Source organism: Paenibacillus sp. FSL R10-2734, assembly GCF_037963865.1.
GTDB lineage: Bacteria > Bacillota > Bacilli > Paenibacillales > Paenibacillaceae > Paenibacillus_AQ.
The window spans coordinates 3,476,881-3,493,956 of the sequence record NZ_CP150170.1; the positions used below are offsets into that span (position 1 = coordinate 3,476,881).

The window sequence follows — 17,076 nt, forward strand, 5'->3', positions numbered from 1 at the left end:
CACTCATTCTTTTTCATCTACCGCAGGACCTTTATCATCGACCTCAGGTTCATTATAATTATCGTCATCTTCAGAAATAGTAGTGTTTTTATCAAAGATCGCTTGGGCCATACTTTCAAACTTTTTCGAAGCACCCATAAAGAAATCCGCAAATTTGTTGAACATTTCTGCTTTGACTAGAATTACAGCACCCTTGCGCTTATTCCCGAAAACTATAAATTTCTCACCTGGCTTGATATCAAGTTCTTCCCTTGCTTCTCTAGGAATAACAATTTGACCTCTCTCACCCATTGATGTTGTTCCTAGCACTTTACCATGCCCAAATCCATGACTATTTTCCTTTTTATGATGCATCTTAAATCTCTCCTTTAATAAGTAATCTACATATTAGTATGATATTTCATACTAATCATATTTTCAGTGATGTTTATCCTCTCATTTGTTATATATAGGGAGAAGAAAATAATAGAATAGTGTTGAATAATGGAAAGTATCGTTGTATTATATTCATATCGAAAAACTAGGAATTAAAGGTGGGATAGATTTTGTTACAAATGACTATTACAGGTATTATCTGTGGTGCCTTACTCGGATTTGTGATGCAGCGTGGTCGTTTCTGCTTAACTGGCGGATTCCGAGATATGTATCTAGCGAAAGATAATCGCATATTTTATGCTCTTCTTATTGCAATTGCCGTGCAGAGTGTTGGCGTATTTGCATTAATTGGTGCTGGTGCATTTGAATATTCGGCAAGTCAATTGCCATTATTTTCTGTTATCATTGGTGCGTTTATTTTCGGAATTGGAATTATTTTAGCGGGCGGCTGTGCGACCGGAACTTGGTATCGTGCAGGTGAAGGGTTAATCGGAAGTTGGATCGCGTTAGCTATGTATATGTTAATGGCAGCTATCATGAAATCAGGTCCCTTAGCTAGCTTTACAACAGCAGTGCGTAAGCCAGTCGTTGGAACGGATTCCATAGCGGATACATTCGGCATTAACGTTTGGTTTATAGTGATTCCATTTGTTGCGCTAGTGGCGTTTATTATTTACCGTGAGCTGAAAAAACCAAAAGTGAAAATCCCACAATTAAAACCAAAGAAAACAGGATTAGCGCATATTTTATTTGAAAAACGTTGGAACCCATTTGTTACAGCGCTTCTAATCGGTTTAATTGCTACGTTAGCTTGGCCGTTAAGTGCAGCTTCTGGCCGTATATTTGGTTTAGGGATCACAACACCGTCGGCGAACATTCTACAGTACTTAGTATCAGGGAATGTTGATTTGATCAATTGGGGTGTATTTTTAGTACTTGGTATTTTCTTAGGTTCATTATTTGGTGCAAAAATGAGCGGCGAATTCCGTGTACGTGTGCCTGATGCAAAAACGAGCGTACGTAGTGCCTTAGGTGGTTTATTAATGGGCTTCGGTGCAAGCTTAGCGGGCGGATGCTCAATCGGTAATGGACTAGTTATGACAGCGATGATGACATGGTCAGGTTGGATCGCATTAGTGTTTATGATTTTAGGTACTTGGACAGCATCATACTTTGTGTTTGTTCGTCCAGGAAAACAGCGCGCAGCAGCATCAACAGCTGTAAATGCATAAAAAGGAGATTTTATCATGAAAAAGACAATAGAAGTATTGGGTATGGTATGCCCATTCCCATTAATCGAAGCAAAAGAAGCCATAAAACAATTAAACTCCGGTGATGAGTTAGAAGTACAATTCGATTGTACACAAGGGACAGAATCAATTCCTCGCTGGGCAGTTGAAGAAGGTCACGAAGTAGTTACGTATGAACAATTAGGCGAAGCTTCTTGGACGATTACAGTTAAGAAAAAATAATGTTCATTGCTCATTCGTAGAAATGCGGGTGAGTTTTTTTATATTGGTTGAGAAAGATCTTTTGTCATGAACCCAGATTCGGTGAAGATTTATTTATGAAAAAGTCGTATGAGTGTTGAGTTCAGTAGCCAGTTTTTAAAAAGATCAAGCGGATAACTATGCTTGAGCTTTTCTTTATGCATATTATTTATGAAAAAATCGAATCATTGCCGAGATTTCCTCTAAAGGTTCTTTTTGACCATTTTTTATCCACATCCCCCAAATCTCAAAAACACCAGTACTCATAAAATCAATCCATTGGCTTCGTTTAGCACCTGTCCAGTCTGGAAAGAGAACGATCTTATCGTATAGTAGAGTGATATGGCGTTGAATATTTTATACAGCAACTGTATATACTCACTTTCAATCGCCGTTTGGAAATCATCCGAAAGAATCCGATGATGGTAGAACGCTCTGCACATGTGTATTCCGAGGCGAATGATCTTCAATAATTCCCTCATATGATCATGGAATCGTATTCTTGTTCAGAGTTAAAGAGGTCAATGAATCGAGCTACGAGACATAGTGTGGAGACCGTTGCGGAGTTCTTGGCTGGATTCTCAGAGGGGGCTTATGGTGCTACGGTTGATCCGGCTAGTCAAATTTTAGCGGCAGAGGCAATCATTGAAACAGGTAATTTATATCTCTGGTTTGTCGATAGTCCCCCTGTTTCAATGGCTAACATTGCACATCGTTCTCCTAGACATGCTAGAATCAATGCAGTGTATACTCCGGCTATTTTTCGTAAGAAAGGTTATGCAAGTGCAATTGTAGCAGAATTATGTTCGCTCCTTGAATCGGAGTGTTTAGAACCGATGTTGTATGCCGATTTGAAGAACCCAGATTCGAATAAGGTTTACCAAAATATTGGTTTTGTAGGAAGAGGCAAAGTTATTGACATCAAATTCAAGTAAAGTGAAGAGAAGTTGTACTTAACTTGCCGTTCCAGACAGCGCGGAGAACCGTATCATAAGTAGGGCGAAATTTGCGAGTCACGATACCGGCTCAAGAAGCCGGCTACAGGAGATGCAGTCCCCTTTTATTTCTTCAATTGAACGCTTTGTACAGTTGACATATCATGGACCAATTTACGCTGCCAATGGTTTGTCTTTAAGCTCCTATCCCTTCAGTGAGCCGGACGTGATGCCGTTAATGATATATTTTTGCATGAAAATGTAGAACAGAATGAGTGGTGCAACCGCTAGGAGCATCATCGGGAAGAAATTCGTCCAGTCGGTTGAGAATTGCCCAATATTGCGGAACACTTCTAAGAGTAATACCCCCTTTGAGCGAGATTGTAAGAACAACAAGGGCGTCATGAAATCATTCCACACACCAAGCGTATTCACAATCGCTACAGTGGCAATCACCGGCATAAGCAGCGGGAACACAATCTGCAAGAATGTTCTCCAAACCCCACAGCCGTCTACTTTTGCTGCTTCTTCCAGTTCCAATGGAACGGTAGCGCCGATAAAGCTTTTAATTAAAAAGATAGAGAGCGGGAGGTTGTAACAAATTTCTATTAGAATAACGCCTGTGTGGGAATTCATAAGCCCAAGCTGGGATACCTGTTTATAAAGTGCCAAGATCCCCATTTGGTACGGTACCATCATTCCAACCATGAATAAAAGGAACACGAGGCGATTGAAGTGGTTCGTGCGTCGTACCAAGCTGTATGCAGCCATCGCAGAAAACATGACAATACCCGCAACGGAGAAAATCGTAATGAGAAGGTTGTTTCCCAACACATGAAAGTAATTCATTGCCTTGAAAGCGCGAACGTAGTTGTCAAACGTGATGTTAACTGGAAGGCCCATCGGATGAGAGACTGCATCAGCTGGGGTCTTAAAAGTCGTGATGATCAAATAGTAAATAGGGATCAAAAAAATCGCAGCTAAAACGATCAAGAGAATTTCCGTAACGGCAGACCCTTTTGTATATCGATTCATGATTACCGCCGCTCCCACATTTTGATTAGTGTAAAGTGAAGAAAGGTAATGAAGCCAACTAGGATCACGAAGACGATACCGAATGCGGCTCCGTAACTATAGAAACCTTCACTGAGCCCTTTTTTGATCATGAGTGATACGATCGTTTCCGTAGAATACCCCGGGCCACCTCCAGTCAAGGCATAAACAATATCAAATACCTTCATACCGTTTATCATCCCCATAACCGTATTGAAAGTGATCGCTGGAAGCAGTAGAGGAAGCGTGATATAACAGAACAATTGCCACCCGTTCGCTCTGTCTATCTTCGCCGCCTCATAATAATCTGTTGAGATGCTCTGCAAGTTGGCCAAATAAATAACCATTGTGTAACCCACCCACTGCCATACGGAGGCGATGATGACTGAGTAGAGTGCAAGACGCGGATCTCCGAGAAAATTGATGCGTTCAAAGCCAAGAGAAACTACAAGTTGATTAATTAAGCCGAAGTCGGAAGGTGAGTACATGAAATTCCAGAGAAAACCGATAACCAATACGCTGAACACCGCAGGAAGGAAGAACGCCGCCCGCAGCAGATTTTTTGTTTTTAATTTTTTATTGAGAAATACCGCTAATGGAATGGCTAGCAAATTCTGTCCGAGCATCGCGAGTACTGCATAGATTAAAGTGTTGCTAATACCTGTTAAATAGATTGAATCTTTAAATAGAGCGATATAATTGTTTAAACCAACAAACTTAACAACAACGGGATGCACGTCCGACCAATTTGTAAAGCTGTATATAGCGGTCTTTATCGTCGGATATATGAAAAAGGTACAATAAATAAGTAAGGCAGGAAGCAGAAGCAGAACATAATTGATTTCTCGTTTGAAAATGTTTGGTTTGTTCATGCGCAACAACCTTTAGCTTATAGGATGTACAAGGGGCAAATCGCTTTGCCCCTTGTAATGTATACGAACTATTTAGATTTCTCCAGCAGTTCAACTGCTTTCTTGTCTACCGCTTCAAGCACTTGACGAGGCGTTTTAGTACCTGCTATGATTTCTTGAATACCTTTTCCTAGATCTGAGAAAGCAGGACCAGCAACGCCCCAATTATTAACAGGGTACATGACATTACCTGCTTTGAAAGCTTCTTGAGCGCCGTTGTACTCTGCTGGCATTTCAAAAGTAACCCCTTTCAAGAAAGATGAACCTCCCTTATTATCGACCCAGTAAGCATTCTGACCTTCTGGTGTGGATAACAGATCAAGCACCTTGTACGCAGCATCCTTGACTTTGGACTTCGCATTCAAACCAAACGATACCCCTGGACCACCGACCATCCAACCCGGGCCGCCTTTTGTACCTAAGTTCGGGAACATATCAATCTTCATGTCAGGCGCCTTTTGCTTAAAGGTTTCCATATACCAAGGTCCTGCTTGGAACATAGCGGCCTTGCCACTTGTAAATTCGTCAATCGCTTGTTCTTCCTCAAGCCCAAGCATTTCCTTGGTAAAGACACCGCGTTTCAAGTATTCGGTCCATGTCGTCAAAGCAGGCTCCAGCGCATCGACCATCTTTGAGTTTCCTTTACCAAAATCATCGTTCCATTGTTTTCCTTCTGTTGTGCCGATAAAATCATTGAGTGCCAAACCAAGGAAGGACTGACCTGCTACGTTAGGATTTTTTAGACCAATAGCTTGGGGTTTAATTCCATTTTTCTTCAGCACCTCCGCTACTTGGAAGTACTCATCAAGCGTTGTTGGTACTTTTAGGTCATATTTGGCAAATAGATCAACATTATAGTAAACCCCGTTAAACCAACTAGCTTGCGGTAACCCATACAGTTTATTATCAAATGTTGCGGTGGACGTGCCGGTTTCATAATACTTGCTAGCATAACGTTCTGTTAAATCTTCGAAATACCCTGTCTTGACGGTATTTGCGTCGATTACTCCACCGATAATGTCAGGACCTTCGCCTGCTGCAAGTTGTGTCTTGATGACATCTACGTAAGTCTTGTTATCGATGAACTGATACTCCACATCTATATCGGGAAGTTTATCTTTGAATAATTGCAGAAGTGTCTTTACACTGTCTTCTTTATTCCAATACGATAATCTGACCTTCACTTTTTTTACCGGTTCGGGAGCCTTTGATTCTTTCGGCGCTGCCGTTGTATCATTTGGTGTTGTACTTTCCTTTGTGCTGCTGTTGTTTGAACTGTTGGAACTGCAGCCTGTTATGAGGATTGACAAGGCGAGTAAGGCGGTAGAGGGAACTATCCACGTTCTCTTCATACAAAGACCTCCCAAATTTAGTGAATTTGATTTGCGGTATAGTTATCATTGTAATGTAAATACCATTTCCATCGAAATAACAGATTTTTGTGAAATCTAACAGAATCCATCTAACAATAGATTCCAAATCATGTGGTTAATGTAACATGGTAGGAATTGGAATGCCTAGTGTGCTATGCTTTGGTTTGTAGTGAGTATCCTCTGGAAGCGAGTAATACCGCCCGATGAACGGATAGGAGGAAAATATGTATCATATTCTAGTAGTCGATGATCAACAAGCTGAAATCGATGCGATTGAATGGCTTATTCAAAAGCATGCTCTACCCTTTTCTGTTGCTCAGGCCAACGATGGGGAAGCAGCGCTGGAATATATAAGGGGCCATCAAGTAGATCTGTTATTCACGGATATTCGCATGCCATTCATGGACGGTCTAGAGTTAATCAAGCAGGCAAAGCTAGTCATTCCGGACCTTAAGGTGCTTATTTATAGTGCTTATGGGGAATTTGAATATGCACAAAAAGCGATTCAACTGGGTACGGTTAGTTATATGTTGAAGCCGCTCGATGTGAAGGAATTCCTCAAAACCTTCCAATCTATAATCGTTATACTAGAGGACGAACGACTTCAGAAAGAGAAAGTCGAGCTACTGATCAAAGGCTTTCATAAAGGAGTGGCGTATGAGAAAGAGAAGCTCCTTTTTGATCTCCTTCAAGGTCGTGAAAGTGATGCCGATTATGAGGAAAGGGCAGCTTTTGCGGGCTTAAATGATCTGGCAAATAAGCGGTTGTATATGATTATGATGGGATTGCAAAATCATTTTTTCGATCAACATCATACAGAAGCGACTGAATTCCTTCAATCGACTTGTAAACATGAGATGTTGTTATTAAACATGAATGAGTACCAAAGCGTCATGCTCGTCGTTATTGATCCCGCTTCAAAGAACAACGATAACCAGCATGAGCTTATGAGTTATGGGGAAGAGGTTAAAGAATGGCTGGAGACCCGCTTCGACCGGCGAAGCTTCATTATTGTGGGTAGTCCGGTAGATAAGCTAGAGGGGCTTCATGACGAGTTCATCCAAATGGAAGAGTTAATGAATTTTCGATTTTTTATGGATAGAAGTGTCGTTTGTTCCAAAGATGACGAAAGCATTCATGACCATATAGATGACGAATCATTAGATCTTATGCTTAAGGAAATTTATACTACCATAACACGTAAAGAATATCATACACTCGAGTATCAAATAGAGTTTCTCATTGGGAGTATGCGCAATAGTAAGCGTTTTAGTTCTATGTATGCCAAACTATTATTTACAGAAATATTCAAAAAAATAGTAGAGCCTCAAGGCAAAAAAAACAGCAGTTTACTAAAGGACGGCTTGGAGCGAATCGCACTTTGCAATTCAATTGCTGAGCTCAGGCAAGTTATTTTATCCGTTTTTCAGGAGTATTTGCTGCGAATTGAAACTGCGCCAGATGATCAAAGCCGCAAAGTGATTGAAGATGTACAGACTCTCATCCAGATGGAGTACGGAAGTGATATTGGAGTTGACTATTTAGCGAATCGCGTCTTTTTATCGCCAAGTTATTTAAGTTTTCTGTTTAAAAAAAGTACAGGTCAAAGCCTAATCAAATATATTACCGCTGTACGTATGGAGCGAGCGAAGGAGCTGCTGCGAGAGTCAACGATTAAAGTTGTTGATATTGCCAGTATAGTTGGATTTGCGAATACTTCCTATTTTAATTTAATGTTTAAGCAACATAACGGCCTGACTCCTATTCAATATCGGGAGGGTGGCGGCAGGAGATGAGTCTGCTCAAATTTATTCGTAATATCCGCCTGCGTCAGAAATTATTGCTTTCTTATGTGATTGTCATCTTCTTGCCAACGATTGTACTGGGTTTGTATGCCTACCAAAGTTCCAAAACTTCATTGAAAAACCAGGTTCAACAAAGCGCGGACAACGAGGCGAGGAGGCTTGCACTAGAGATCAGTTACCGTCTTCAGAGACAGGATGTATCTATGAAATCGATTGTATTCCATCCTGCGCTTCTTGATTTAATGAGTAATCCTGATCAGGATTTGTATGCTCAATTTAAGACGTTGAATGATAAGATTGAACCTATTTTTTTTAACTTGATGTATATGGTTGGGGATATGACTGAGATTATGTTGTATTCCGAGAATCGGCAATCTGAATTAGGAAACTTCATTTCGCCTTCTTCAGCAGTTAAGGATAAGGATTGGTATGTAGCGACAAAGGGTAGCGAGACCACCAAATGGTGGTTCGAAGATGGAGAATTGTTTGCCACACGAGTCATTCGCAATATCGATCTACAAATCGTGAGCGCTGAACTTTATGTCCGGTTTGATTACAATAAAATTTTTGGCGATTTCATTGGTAAGATGAATGAAGGGAAGGGCATCATTATTACCGATCAAAAGAATCAGCCCGTGCTAACAGAGCATGTGGAGCAAATGAATGATGTTCAGCTTCAATCCCTTTCAAGGAGTGGCACTTCAAAAGTAAGCTTAGGCGGCGAATCCTACCTAGTTATAAACAAAGATATTCCTCAAACCGATTGGGTCTTGCATTATTTAGTTTCCGATGATCAATACAATACAGGAATTCGTAATATATTAAGCGCCACGGGTATCATTGTGCTCATCTGTATGGTTTTCCTTAGTATCATTATCTTCTTGTTCTCAGAAACGCTATTAAGAGGAATCGAGAAACTTAACACCAAAATGAAAATGGTGGAAAATGGTGATCTTACGGTTGTAGTATCCACGAATTCCAAAGATGAAATCGGTCAGCTTACCGATCGTTTCGGTTCTATGCTTAAACAAATTAATCAACTCATTTCGGAAGTATATCAAACAAAAGTCACGCAAAAGTCGGCCGAACTCAAAGCGCTGCAAGCTCAGATCAATCCCCACTTTCTATATAATTCTTTATCTTTAATTAATTCCAAAGCGCTGCGAATCGATGCTCAAGAAATTAGTGACTTGGTAAATAACCTTTCTAGTTATTACAGAACGACTTTAAATAAAGGGAAGCAGATTATAGCGATTCAAGATGAATGGACTAACGTTCAAGCATACATACATATTCAATTAGCTATGCACAATTCAAGATTTGACGTAGAATTCGATGCGGACAACAAGGTATTTGAATTTGAAATGATTCATTTGATTTTACAGCCGATTGTTGAAAATGCGATTATGCATGGCATCGATCTGAAGCGGGAGGGGCGAGGTAAACTCATCCTGCGGGCAAGTCTCGACGGTGAGGATATTGTTTTTGTCGTGGAGGATAATGGCGTCGGTATGGAACCGTATATGATTGCGCGTATTCTTGAACATGAAAGTTCCGGCTATGGGATTAAAAATGTGCAAGAAAGATTACAGCTCTTATTTGGATCCCAGTACGGGATCAATATTAATAGTCAACCTGGGATTGGCACTTCCGTTATCGTACGCATACCGCAGTATCGTCACATAAGTGACGAAGATTTATGATCGCAAAAGGGTCGATGCTTATATAAAAGCATGGCCCTTTTTTTGTTAATAATCGAAATCTGTTAGATTTCAAATAATACTTTTATTTAGTAGGATTTCAATCGAGATTATAATGCATAATGAGAGCGCTTTAATTGTGTTCTGGTATTCAATAAAGAATGAGAGGATGGCTGACTATGTTCAAACGAGCAATGTATACAAGTATCTGTTTCATGATTCTAGTAAGTACATTTTTCCAAGGTAATGCACCTAGTGTCCATGCTGACAGTAACAACCTGGACGTGTGGGTGGAAAATGCATTAAAAGCCGTATATAGGACCAGCACGATTCCCGCAAATGCTGGAACCACCATTGATCTTGTTTCAGCCAAAAACGAATACGAAAGTGAGCAAATTGTTGTAAGAGGCGCAAGCGATTTTGAGATTACGGGAATTGAATTTTCCGATCTAGAATCACCTGGCAATACGATCTCAAACAGCAACTTAAGCTATCATTTTGAAGAATACGTGCTTGAGGATACCGTGAAACCCAATCAATACCGACCGGATTTGGTAGGCACGGAAATCTACCCCTTATCCGAAATTCCCGACCCGCTTTCGAACGATACCTCTATAAATGTGGCGGCAAACTCAACTCAGCCCATCTTAATAACGAATTATGTCCCAGCCGATGCTGTTCCTGGCTTCTATAACGGTATAGTTACGGTGAAAACGACTTTGGGCGATTATCAAGTACCTAATAACGTTGAAGTAGCTAACGCTGAAATCCCTCAAACCTCTGAAGCTAATTTCGTTAATTATCAATGGTCGATGACGAATGGTTTTATGATTGGAGGTAATCCACCTGAGATTGTAGATGATCCTTTAACTCAGTCTAGTTATGACGTTGGCGAGAACTATTATGGAGTGGAGACGTATAGCGATAAGTGGTTTGAGCTTATGGATAATTTCGCCAAGACAATGACCGATTATCGCCAGAATATGATTTGGGTTCGTACAGACTTATTATTAAACGAAAAGGGTACTAAAATGGTATCTTTTAAAGACGGGATACCGGAAAATATCGACTGGTCTTTGTTCGATCGATATGTTCAAACCTTTATGGATAGAGGAATTACTCATTTTGCGAACATTCACTTGATCCATGCGTTAGAACAAATGCCACAAAGTGAGAGACCAAACAATAATAATCCACAAGATCCGTGGAAAACGTCAGTACCTGAATTCGATTCACTACCTGTTACAGACGCTTATCTTACGAACTACTTGACAGCATTGCACGATCATTTAGAGGAAAAAGGTTGGCTTAATGGTTTCACTTGGTATCAGCATACTAAGGACGAACCGAATGGAGCTAGCATTACAAACTATATGACGTATATTGCTAGAAAAATAAAAGAGATCGTTCCGGATTTCAAGACTTTGGATGCTGATGCGGGCGGTACTCTAATGAACGAAACCATCAAACCCTATGTGGATGTGTGGGTCCCGTTAACACCGGTTTTCCAGGACAAGAAAAATCTCTATAAAGCGGAGCAGGCGGCAGGCAAAGACTTATGGGTGTATACTTGCGATGCCAATCCGGCTCCGTGGTTGAACAGATTCTGGACGCAGCCCATATTGACTGGCAGACTGTTATTCTGGAATCTTAGTCAGGAAGGTGTACAAGGACACTTACATTGGGGATGGAACGTATGGTACGTCCCACATTATGGCGATTCTACGATCGTATATCCGGATAAGGAACATATGACAGTTAAGAGCTCACTTCGTTACGAGGCCCAAAGAGACGGACTTGAGGAATACGAATTGATGCACCAGCTCAAGCAAACCAATCCAGGACTTGCTAAACGTATAGCCGACAGCGCGGTTAACCCTTCTGATCCGAGAAAATATACCCTTGATCCTAAATATATCAGCAAGCTTCATGATTATCTGGTTAAAGCAGCAGCCGGAGAAACTATGGGTGATATTCCTGTGCCAAGTAGTCCCTACGATGGGCAGGATGTACCCATGACCTATATGACCGATAACGCGACTGGGGAGATCATATTTGGCGGTGAATGGTTTGCAAAAAGCCGGAAGTATGCTTATATGGGCGGTGTTCAAGGCACGTTAAAAGCAGATGATGAATTGACCTATACTTTTACAGGATCCGGTATCGATCTTATTGCTGAGAAAAATGAAGGCTCCGGCAAAATCGCTGTATCCATCGACGATTCTGCTCCGGTGATTATAGACCTATATGAGAAAGTTCAACTCGATTCGATATCGGTCTACAGCAATCATAATCTGTCAGCAGGCAAGCATACGATCAAGGTAGTGAACCTGGAGAACAAAAACTTATTCGTTGACGGCTTCAGAGTAAGCATGTTTGAAGGACAGGAGATCTATGACGGAACGCTGCAAAGTTTGGAACTGACTAACGTGCCTTCGGTTGTTTTTAATAAGAACAATATCAATTACCAGGCCATTATTCCGAGCGACGTAGATGTGATAACGATTACGCCAACACTTACGGATGCAAATGGCACCCTTGATATCAACGGGTTACCTTATCGAAGCGGTGAGAGGCTTACATTCAACATCCCTACAGGCAAAAGTAAGATCCTTATTCGCTCTACCGCAAGTGATGGGGAAACCTCGAGACTTTATACGTTGAACTTTCTCAAAGGCAATATAAATCAACCGATCACCAATATTGCGAGAAGTTATTCAGCAATTACAGCAACAGCTGACAGGGGAGTCAGTAGTGGCTATGGTGTGGCTAATATGGTTGACGGCAGTTACGGTTCCATGTTCGCTAGCATTAGCGGGTATACGAACACCGTTCCGTTCCCACATGAGATCAATCTGACTTGGAATCAACAGAAGACCTTTAATACGATTGTCATGGCCACGCCATCAGGGTTATTACAGGGGATAACAGATATTGATGTTGAGGCTACTTCAGATGGAACGAATTGGACCACCATTGCCAAGAGGGTTCCGATTGAATGGTCAAGCAGCACAGACGATAACAAAATGGAATACACATATGCGAATATCCCTACCGTTACTGACGCGCTGAAGCTGAGGTTACGGGTCAATGATGCTAACAATACGTATTGGGGCATATACGCTTTATATGAGCTTGAGCTTTATAAACTTCCAGACAACGGTGAGATTCACCCTACAGCAGACGGAACGCTTAGTAATTTAACCATCCCTAATGTTCCTTCTTTTACGTTTGACAATAGTACGACGACATACTCCGTAATGATCCCGAATGATGTAAACGCCATCGAGATTACGCCAACACTTTCGGACGGAGCGGGTACCTTGCAGATCAACGGAAAGACTGTAGCCAATAACACAGCACAGACTTTTGACATTCCAATTGGGAAAAGCGTAATTCATATCAGATCTACTGCAAGCGACGGGACCACAACAAAGCTCTACACATTGAATTTTATCAAAGGAAATGAGGATGGGCTAGGCATCAATATTGCTAGTAGCTATTCTGAAATTACAGCAACAGCTGCCAGAGATGAAAGTACCGGCTATGGTGTTTCGAAAATGGTTGACGGTATTTTCTATACAATGTTTGCTAGTGCTAGTGGGTATGTAAACAACCATCCGCTCCCACATGAAATCAACCTTACTTGGGAACAACCTCAAACCTTTAACACGATTGTCATGGCCACAACGTCTGGACTAATTCAGGGAATTACTAATATTAATGTTGAGGCTTCTACTGACGGAGTAAACTTTGAAACCATAGCAGAAGGGGTGCCGTTCCAATGGAAAAGCAACGTAGATGACGGCATAATGGAGTACACTTTTGCAAATATTCCTGCAGTTAAAGATGCAACGAAGCTGAGAATTCTGATCAACGATGCGAACTATGCGACATGGGGCATGTATGCTGTGTATGAGCTTGAGCTCTATAATCTCGCAGAGAACGGAGAAATTGGTGAGAACAGTAATACGATTACGGCTAGCGCGGGGGACAACGGAACAATTAGCCCGAAAGGCGTGGTTGAAGTCAATGAGGGTGAAGATCAAACCTTCACATTCCAACCGAACAATGGATACGAAGTCGATGAGGTGTTGGTAGACGGTACCGCTGTGACGGTGACCGAAAACGTGTATACGGTTACTAACATAACTGGTGACCATACGATTAATGTTACGTTCAAGCAAAAGATGACAGGTGGCGAGAACAGCAACACAATCACGGCGAGCGCGGGGGACAACGGAACGATCAGTCCGAACGGCGCCGTAGTAGTTAATGAGGGTGAAGATCAAACCTTTACATTCCATCCGAACAATGGATACGAGGTCGATGAGGTGTCGTTAGACGGTACCGCCGTGACGGTGACTGAAAATGTGTACACGGTTACTAACATAACTGCCGATCATATAATCAATGTTACATTTAAGAAAACGGTGACAGGTGGCGAGAACACTAAGACGATTACTTCTAGCGCGGGGGAAAATGGAGCGATCAGTCCGAACGGCGCGGTTGTAGTTAATGAGGGTGAAGATCAAACCTTTACATTCCATCCGAACGATGGATACGAAATCGGCAAGGTGTTGGTAGATGGTAACGCCGTGACAGTGACCGGAAACGTATATACGGTTGCTAACATAACTGCCGACCATACGATCAATGTTACGTTCAAGCAAACGGTGACAGGTGGCGAGAGTAGTAACCCTCCGACGGGTGGTGGGTATAGCGGTATCCCTACAATCGGTGGTCCAGTCAATGGGAATACCGATATTCATACACTTGTAGTGAAATCGGAAGACCTAACTACTCCAGCCTCCGACGGAGTCGTGAGGATCGTTGCCAAAGATAAGGAGAAAATTGTACTTCCTGCCAATGCAGCCGAACTACTTGGACAACATCCATTAGTCATTCAAACGGGTCCATTCTCGTTAGAGGTGCCCGCTGAATTACTTAAACAGCTCTCGGATAAATGGTCCGCAGAAGATCAAAGAAACAGTATTATTGAGTTGATCATGACTCCCTTAACCGAATCCGATGCTAACAACCTACTTGCGATAAAGCAGTCTTCCGCGAATGCACAAATTAAAATTTCCGGTCATGTGATCAATTTTAGTCTATCCATTGTCGGGAAGGATGGTAAAGTAACAAGCTTGAACAGCTTCGATAAACCGATAACGATTCGATTCAAAGCGGAATCTTCCTTTAATCCGAAGTTGACTGGGATTTATTATTTGGCAGACAACGGTACGCTGGAGTATGTGCGTGGCATGTTTATTAACGGAGAATGGGTGGCAGATATTCACCATTTCAGCAAATATGCGGTGCTCGAATTCAAGAAATTATTTACCGATGTTAAGACCACTCACTGGGCGGCCAATGACATCGAACAGCTAGCGGCGAAGCAATTTATTGAAGGCACTAGTGCAGCCATGTTCGAACCAGAGCGTTCTATAACGCGGGCCGAATTTACGACGATGCTTGTCAAAGTGTTGAACCTGAGTTCAGTTGGCGAATCGATATTCACGGATGTATCGAAGGATGCCTGGTACGAGGAAGCTGTCTCCATAGCGGTCAAAGCAGGCATTATTAAAGGAACTAGCAACACGACTTTCAATCCTGATGTTAGAATCACACGCGAAGAAATGGTCACGATGATGATGCGGGCGTATGTTATCTTGAATGATGTCAAGTTGAATGAAAATACGGCTTCTTCCTTTACTGACGAATCTACTGTGGCAACCTGGGCGCTTGAGTCCGTAAGAGCGGCGGCAGCACTTCATTTGATTAATGGTCGAGAAGCAAATAAATTCGTTCCGAGCGGGATCACTTCCCGCGCAGAAGCAGCAGCTATGCTCAATAGAGTAATACAGTAACCGGGTAATCGCGTAAACCCCCAGTTTCTAGTTGGGGGTTTACAAGTAATGAACCGAAGGAGGTAACCCGATGAACGATATGGAAATCAAGGAGCTTCAGCAAGAAGATGCGCCGGAACTGATAGAAGGCGTCCACGGTTACAGCAGCGAGACGAATTGGGTGAAACCGGAAAATCCAATTACGCTGGAAAGATTAGAATGGTTCAAGGATCAGAAATTGGCCCTAATGATGCATTGGGGACCTTATTCGCAGATCGAGGCCGAGTCCTGGATTCTCAGCGACGAAGACGGTGATTGGGCTCGTAAAGATGTCGACTGGACGAGCGACTACTTAGAGATGAAGCGTGAATATTTTGGACTCAACCGCACGTTTAATCCTTTTCGCTTTCAGCCTGAGATCTGGGCAGATATCGCTGTCGAAGGCGGGTTCAAATATTTGATTTTTACGACAAAACATCATGATGGATATTGCATGTGGGACACACATACGACGAATTACCGAATAACTGGCTCCGAAACTCCGTTTCATGCGCATCGCTATGCCGACGTTTGTAAGCATGTGTTTGACGCTTTCCGCAGCAAGGGGCTTGCGATCGCCGCATATTTCTCGAAGGCCGATTGGCAATCGCCGTATTACTGGGCACCAGGAATGGAGCGGGGCAGAAATACATGGAGAGGACCTTCTTACTCCCCCGAGGAATATCCGTGGCTGTGGGAGCAATTCGTCGCTTTCACCCATGAGCAAATCATGGAGCTGATGAGCCGTTACGGCCGGATCGATATTTTGTGGCTGGATGCGGGCTGGGTAAAAGAAAGTGAACAGGTAAAGCAGGACATTCGGTTGGGCGAGGTCGTTGAGCGCGCCCGTCAAACGCAGCCGTGGCTGCTATCCGCGGACCGTACAGTTGGAGGGCCTTACGAAAATTACGTAACGCCGGAGCAAACGATTCCGGAACGTCCGCTGAATGTACCGTGGGAAAGCTGCATTACGATCGGCACACAGTGGGCTTTTAAATACGATGACCAGTATAAATCGGGGAGAGAGCTCGTTCGTATTCTGATGGAAGTCGTATCAAAAGGCGGCAATTTAGCGCTTAACGTAGGTCCTCAGCCTGACGGACGATTGCCGACTGGTGCGGTCAAGAGCATCAAGGAGTTGGGCGAATGGATGAAGGTTTACGGAGAAGCGGTATACGGTACACGCGTGTGCGAACCGTATTTTTCTGGTTCCTGTGCGTTCACCTCGAAAGGAGATACCGTATACTGCACGTACATGTATGAAAGCGCAAATGAAGCTGTCTCCAAGCTCGTTCATATTCCTTATCAGGAACCCGTTTCAAGCATCGAGCTTGTCGGAAGCGACGTTTTGCTGCAGGTTGAGCGTACGCCGGAAGGAGTCTCGATCACTCTTCCGGACTCTGAACTGATCGGACAGGCGCCGATCGCCTATGTTTTCCGGATGCAGAAGGGCGAGGAGGCAAAGTGAATATGTTTGAACTCCTACCCGCGTAAATCGCGGGTTTTTTCCTTTGTCAGCGTATATTCTTGTCAGAACTCATTGTCA

Annotated in this window: 12 protein-coding genes; 7 read left to right on the top strand and 5 right to left on the bottom strand. The window is 42.6% G+C overall.

Features of this window, described 5'->3' with window-relative positions:
* Positions 1-3: 3 nt before the first annotated feature.
* Entirely contained in the window at positions 4-354 is a 351-nt protein-coding gene (locus NSS67_RS15220; protein ID WP_339320300.1) for an AbrB/MazE/SpoVT family DNA-binding domain-containing protein, read from the bottom strand.
* A 200-nt stretch (positions 355-554) separates the two neighbouring features.
* Here NSS67_RS15220 and NSS67_RS15225 point away from each other — a divergent pair, with 200 nt between their 5' ends.
* Together NSS67_RS15225 and NSS67_RS15230 are read left to right on the top strand one after the other, a co-directional pair.
* Positions 555-1,607: a YeeE/YedE family protein gene (locus tag NSS67_RS15225; protein ID WP_339320609.1), complete on the top strand. Its 1,053-nt coding sequence runs from the start codon at positions 555-557 to the stop codon at positions 1,605-1,607.
* A gap of 15 nt (positions 1,608-1,622) precedes the next feature.
* Complete coding sequence (locus tag NSS67_RS15230; protein ID WP_339320301.1) at positions 1,623-1,847, top strand: sulfurtransferase TusA family protein; 225 nt, start codon at positions 1,623-1,625, stop codon at positions 1,845-1,847.
* 281 nt (positions 1,848-2,128) lie between these two features.
* On the opposite strand, the gene NSS67_RS15235 is transcribed toward NSS67_RS15230, so the two are convergent.
* A complete protein-coding gene (locus NSS67_RS15235; RefSeq protein ID WP_339320302.1) occupies positions 2,129-2,335 on the bottom strand; it encodes a hypothetical protein in 207 nt (68 codons plus the stop codon).
* 54 nt (positions 2,336-2,389) lie between these two features.
* Here NSS67_RS15235 and NSS67_RS15240 point away from each other — a divergent pair, with 54 nt between their 5' ends.
* The gene (locus NSS67_RS15240) at positions 2,390-2,800 is read left to right on the top strand and encodes a GNAT family N-acetyltransferase (protein ID WP_339320303.1); all 411 of its coding nucleotides are present in this window, start codon (positions 2,390-2,392) and stop codon (positions 2,798-2,800) included.
* Between the two features lie 204 nt (positions 2,801-3,004).
* On the opposite strand, the gene NSS67_RS15245 is transcribed toward NSS67_RS15240, so the two are convergent.
* The 3 genes from NSS67_RS15245 to NSS67_RS15255 all read right to left on the bottom strand — a co-directional run bounded on the left by NSS67_RS15245 (position 3,005) and on the right by NSS67_RS15255 (position 6,116).
* Entirely contained in the window at positions 3,005-3,835 is an 831-nt protein-coding gene (locus NSS67_RS15245) for a carbohydrate ABC transporter permease (protein ID WP_339320304.1), read from the bottom strand.
* A gap of 2 nt (positions 3,836-3,837) precedes the next feature.
* Positions 3,838-4,725, bottom strand: coding sequence for a sugar ABC transporter permease (locus NSS67_RS15250; protein ID WP_339320305.1), 888 nt, complete (start codon positions 4,723-4,725; stop codon positions 3,838-3,840).
* 68 nt (positions 4,726-4,793) lie between these two features.
* Positions 4,794-6,116: an extracellular solute-binding protein gene (locus NSS67_RS15255; protein WP_339320306.1), complete on the bottom strand. Its 1,323-nt coding sequence runs from the start codon at positions 6,114-6,116 to the stop codon at positions 4,794-4,796.
* 245 nt (positions 6,117-6,361) lie between these two features.
* Here NSS67_RS15255 and NSS67_RS15260 point away from each other — a divergent pair, with 245 nt between their 5' ends.
* The 4 genes from NSS67_RS15260 (at position 6,362) to NSS67_RS15275 (ending at position 16,998) form a co-directional block, all read left to right on the top strand.
* A complete protein-coding gene (locus tag NSS67_RS15260; RefSeq protein ID WP_339320307.1) occupies positions 6,362-7,933 on the top strand; it encodes a response regulator in 1,572 nt (523 codons plus the stop codon).
* Positions 7,930-9,645, top strand: a complete 1,716-nt coding sequence (locus NSS67_RS15265; protein ID WP_339320308.1) for a histidine kinase — start codon at positions 7,930-7,932, stop codon at positions 9,643-9,645. Before NSS67_RS15260 ends, NSS67_RS15265 begins: the two co-directional genes overlap by 4 nt.
* Positions 9,646-9,821: 176 nt before the next feature.
* Positions 9,822-15,512, top strand: a complete 5,691-nt coding sequence (locus NSS67_RS15270; RefSeq protein WP_339320309.1) for a glycoside hydrolase domain-containing protein — start codon at positions 9,822-9,824, stop codon at positions 15,510-15,512.
* 70 nt (positions 15,513-15,582) lie between these two features.
* Entirely contained in the window at positions 15,583-16,998 is a 1,416-nt protein-coding gene (locus tag NSS67_RS15275) for an alpha-L-fucosidase (protein ID WP_339320310.1), read from the top strand.
* Positions 16,999-17,076: the final 78 nt, after the last annotated feature.

Bases quoted from the DNA above. Each gene is read 5' to 3' on its own strand.
- NSS67_RS15255 (WP_339320306.1), bottom strand. From the start codon at position 6,116: ATGAAGAGAACGTGGATAGTTCCCTCTACCGCCTTACTCGCCTTGTCA.
- NSS67_RS15220 (WP_339320300.1), bottom strand. From the start codon at position 354: ATGCATCATAAAAAGGAAAATAGTCATGGATTTGGGCATGGTAAAGTG.
- NSS67_RS15275 (WP_339320310.1), top strand. From the start codon at position 15,583: ATGAACGATATGGAAATCAAGGAGCTTCAGCAAGAAGATGCGCCGGAA.
- NSS67_RS15260 (WP_339320307.1), top strand. From the start codon at position 6,362: ATGTATCATATTCTAGTAGTCGATGATCAACAAGCTGAAATCGATGCG.
- NSS67_RS15265 (WP_339320308.1), top strand. From the start codon at position 7,930: ATGAGTCTGCTCAAATTTATTCGTAATATCCGCCTGCGTCAGAAATTA.
- NSS67_RS15245 (WP_339320304.1), bottom strand. From the start codon at position 3,835: ATGAATCGATATACAAAAGGGTCTGCCGTTACGGAAATTCTCTTGATC.
- NSS67_RS15225 (WP_339320609.1), top strand. From the start codon at position 555: ATGACTATTACAGGTATTATCTGTGGTGCCTTACTCGGATTTGTGATG.
- NSS67_RS15230 (WP_339320301.1), top strand. From the start codon at position 1,623: ATGAAAAAGACAATAGAAGTATTGGGTATGGTATGCCCATTCCCATTA.
- NSS67_RS15240 (WP_339320303.1), top strand. From the start codon at position 2,390: ATGAATCGAGCTACGAGACATAGTGTGGAGACCGTTGCGGAGTTCTTG.
- NSS67_RS15250 (WP_339320305.1), bottom strand. From the start codon at position 4,725: ATGAACAAACCAAACATTTTCAAACGAGAAATCAATTATGTTCTGCTT.
- NSS67_RS15270 (WP_339320309.1), top strand. From the start codon at position 9,822: ATGTTCAAACGAGCAATGTATACAAGTATCTGTTTCATGATTCTAGTA.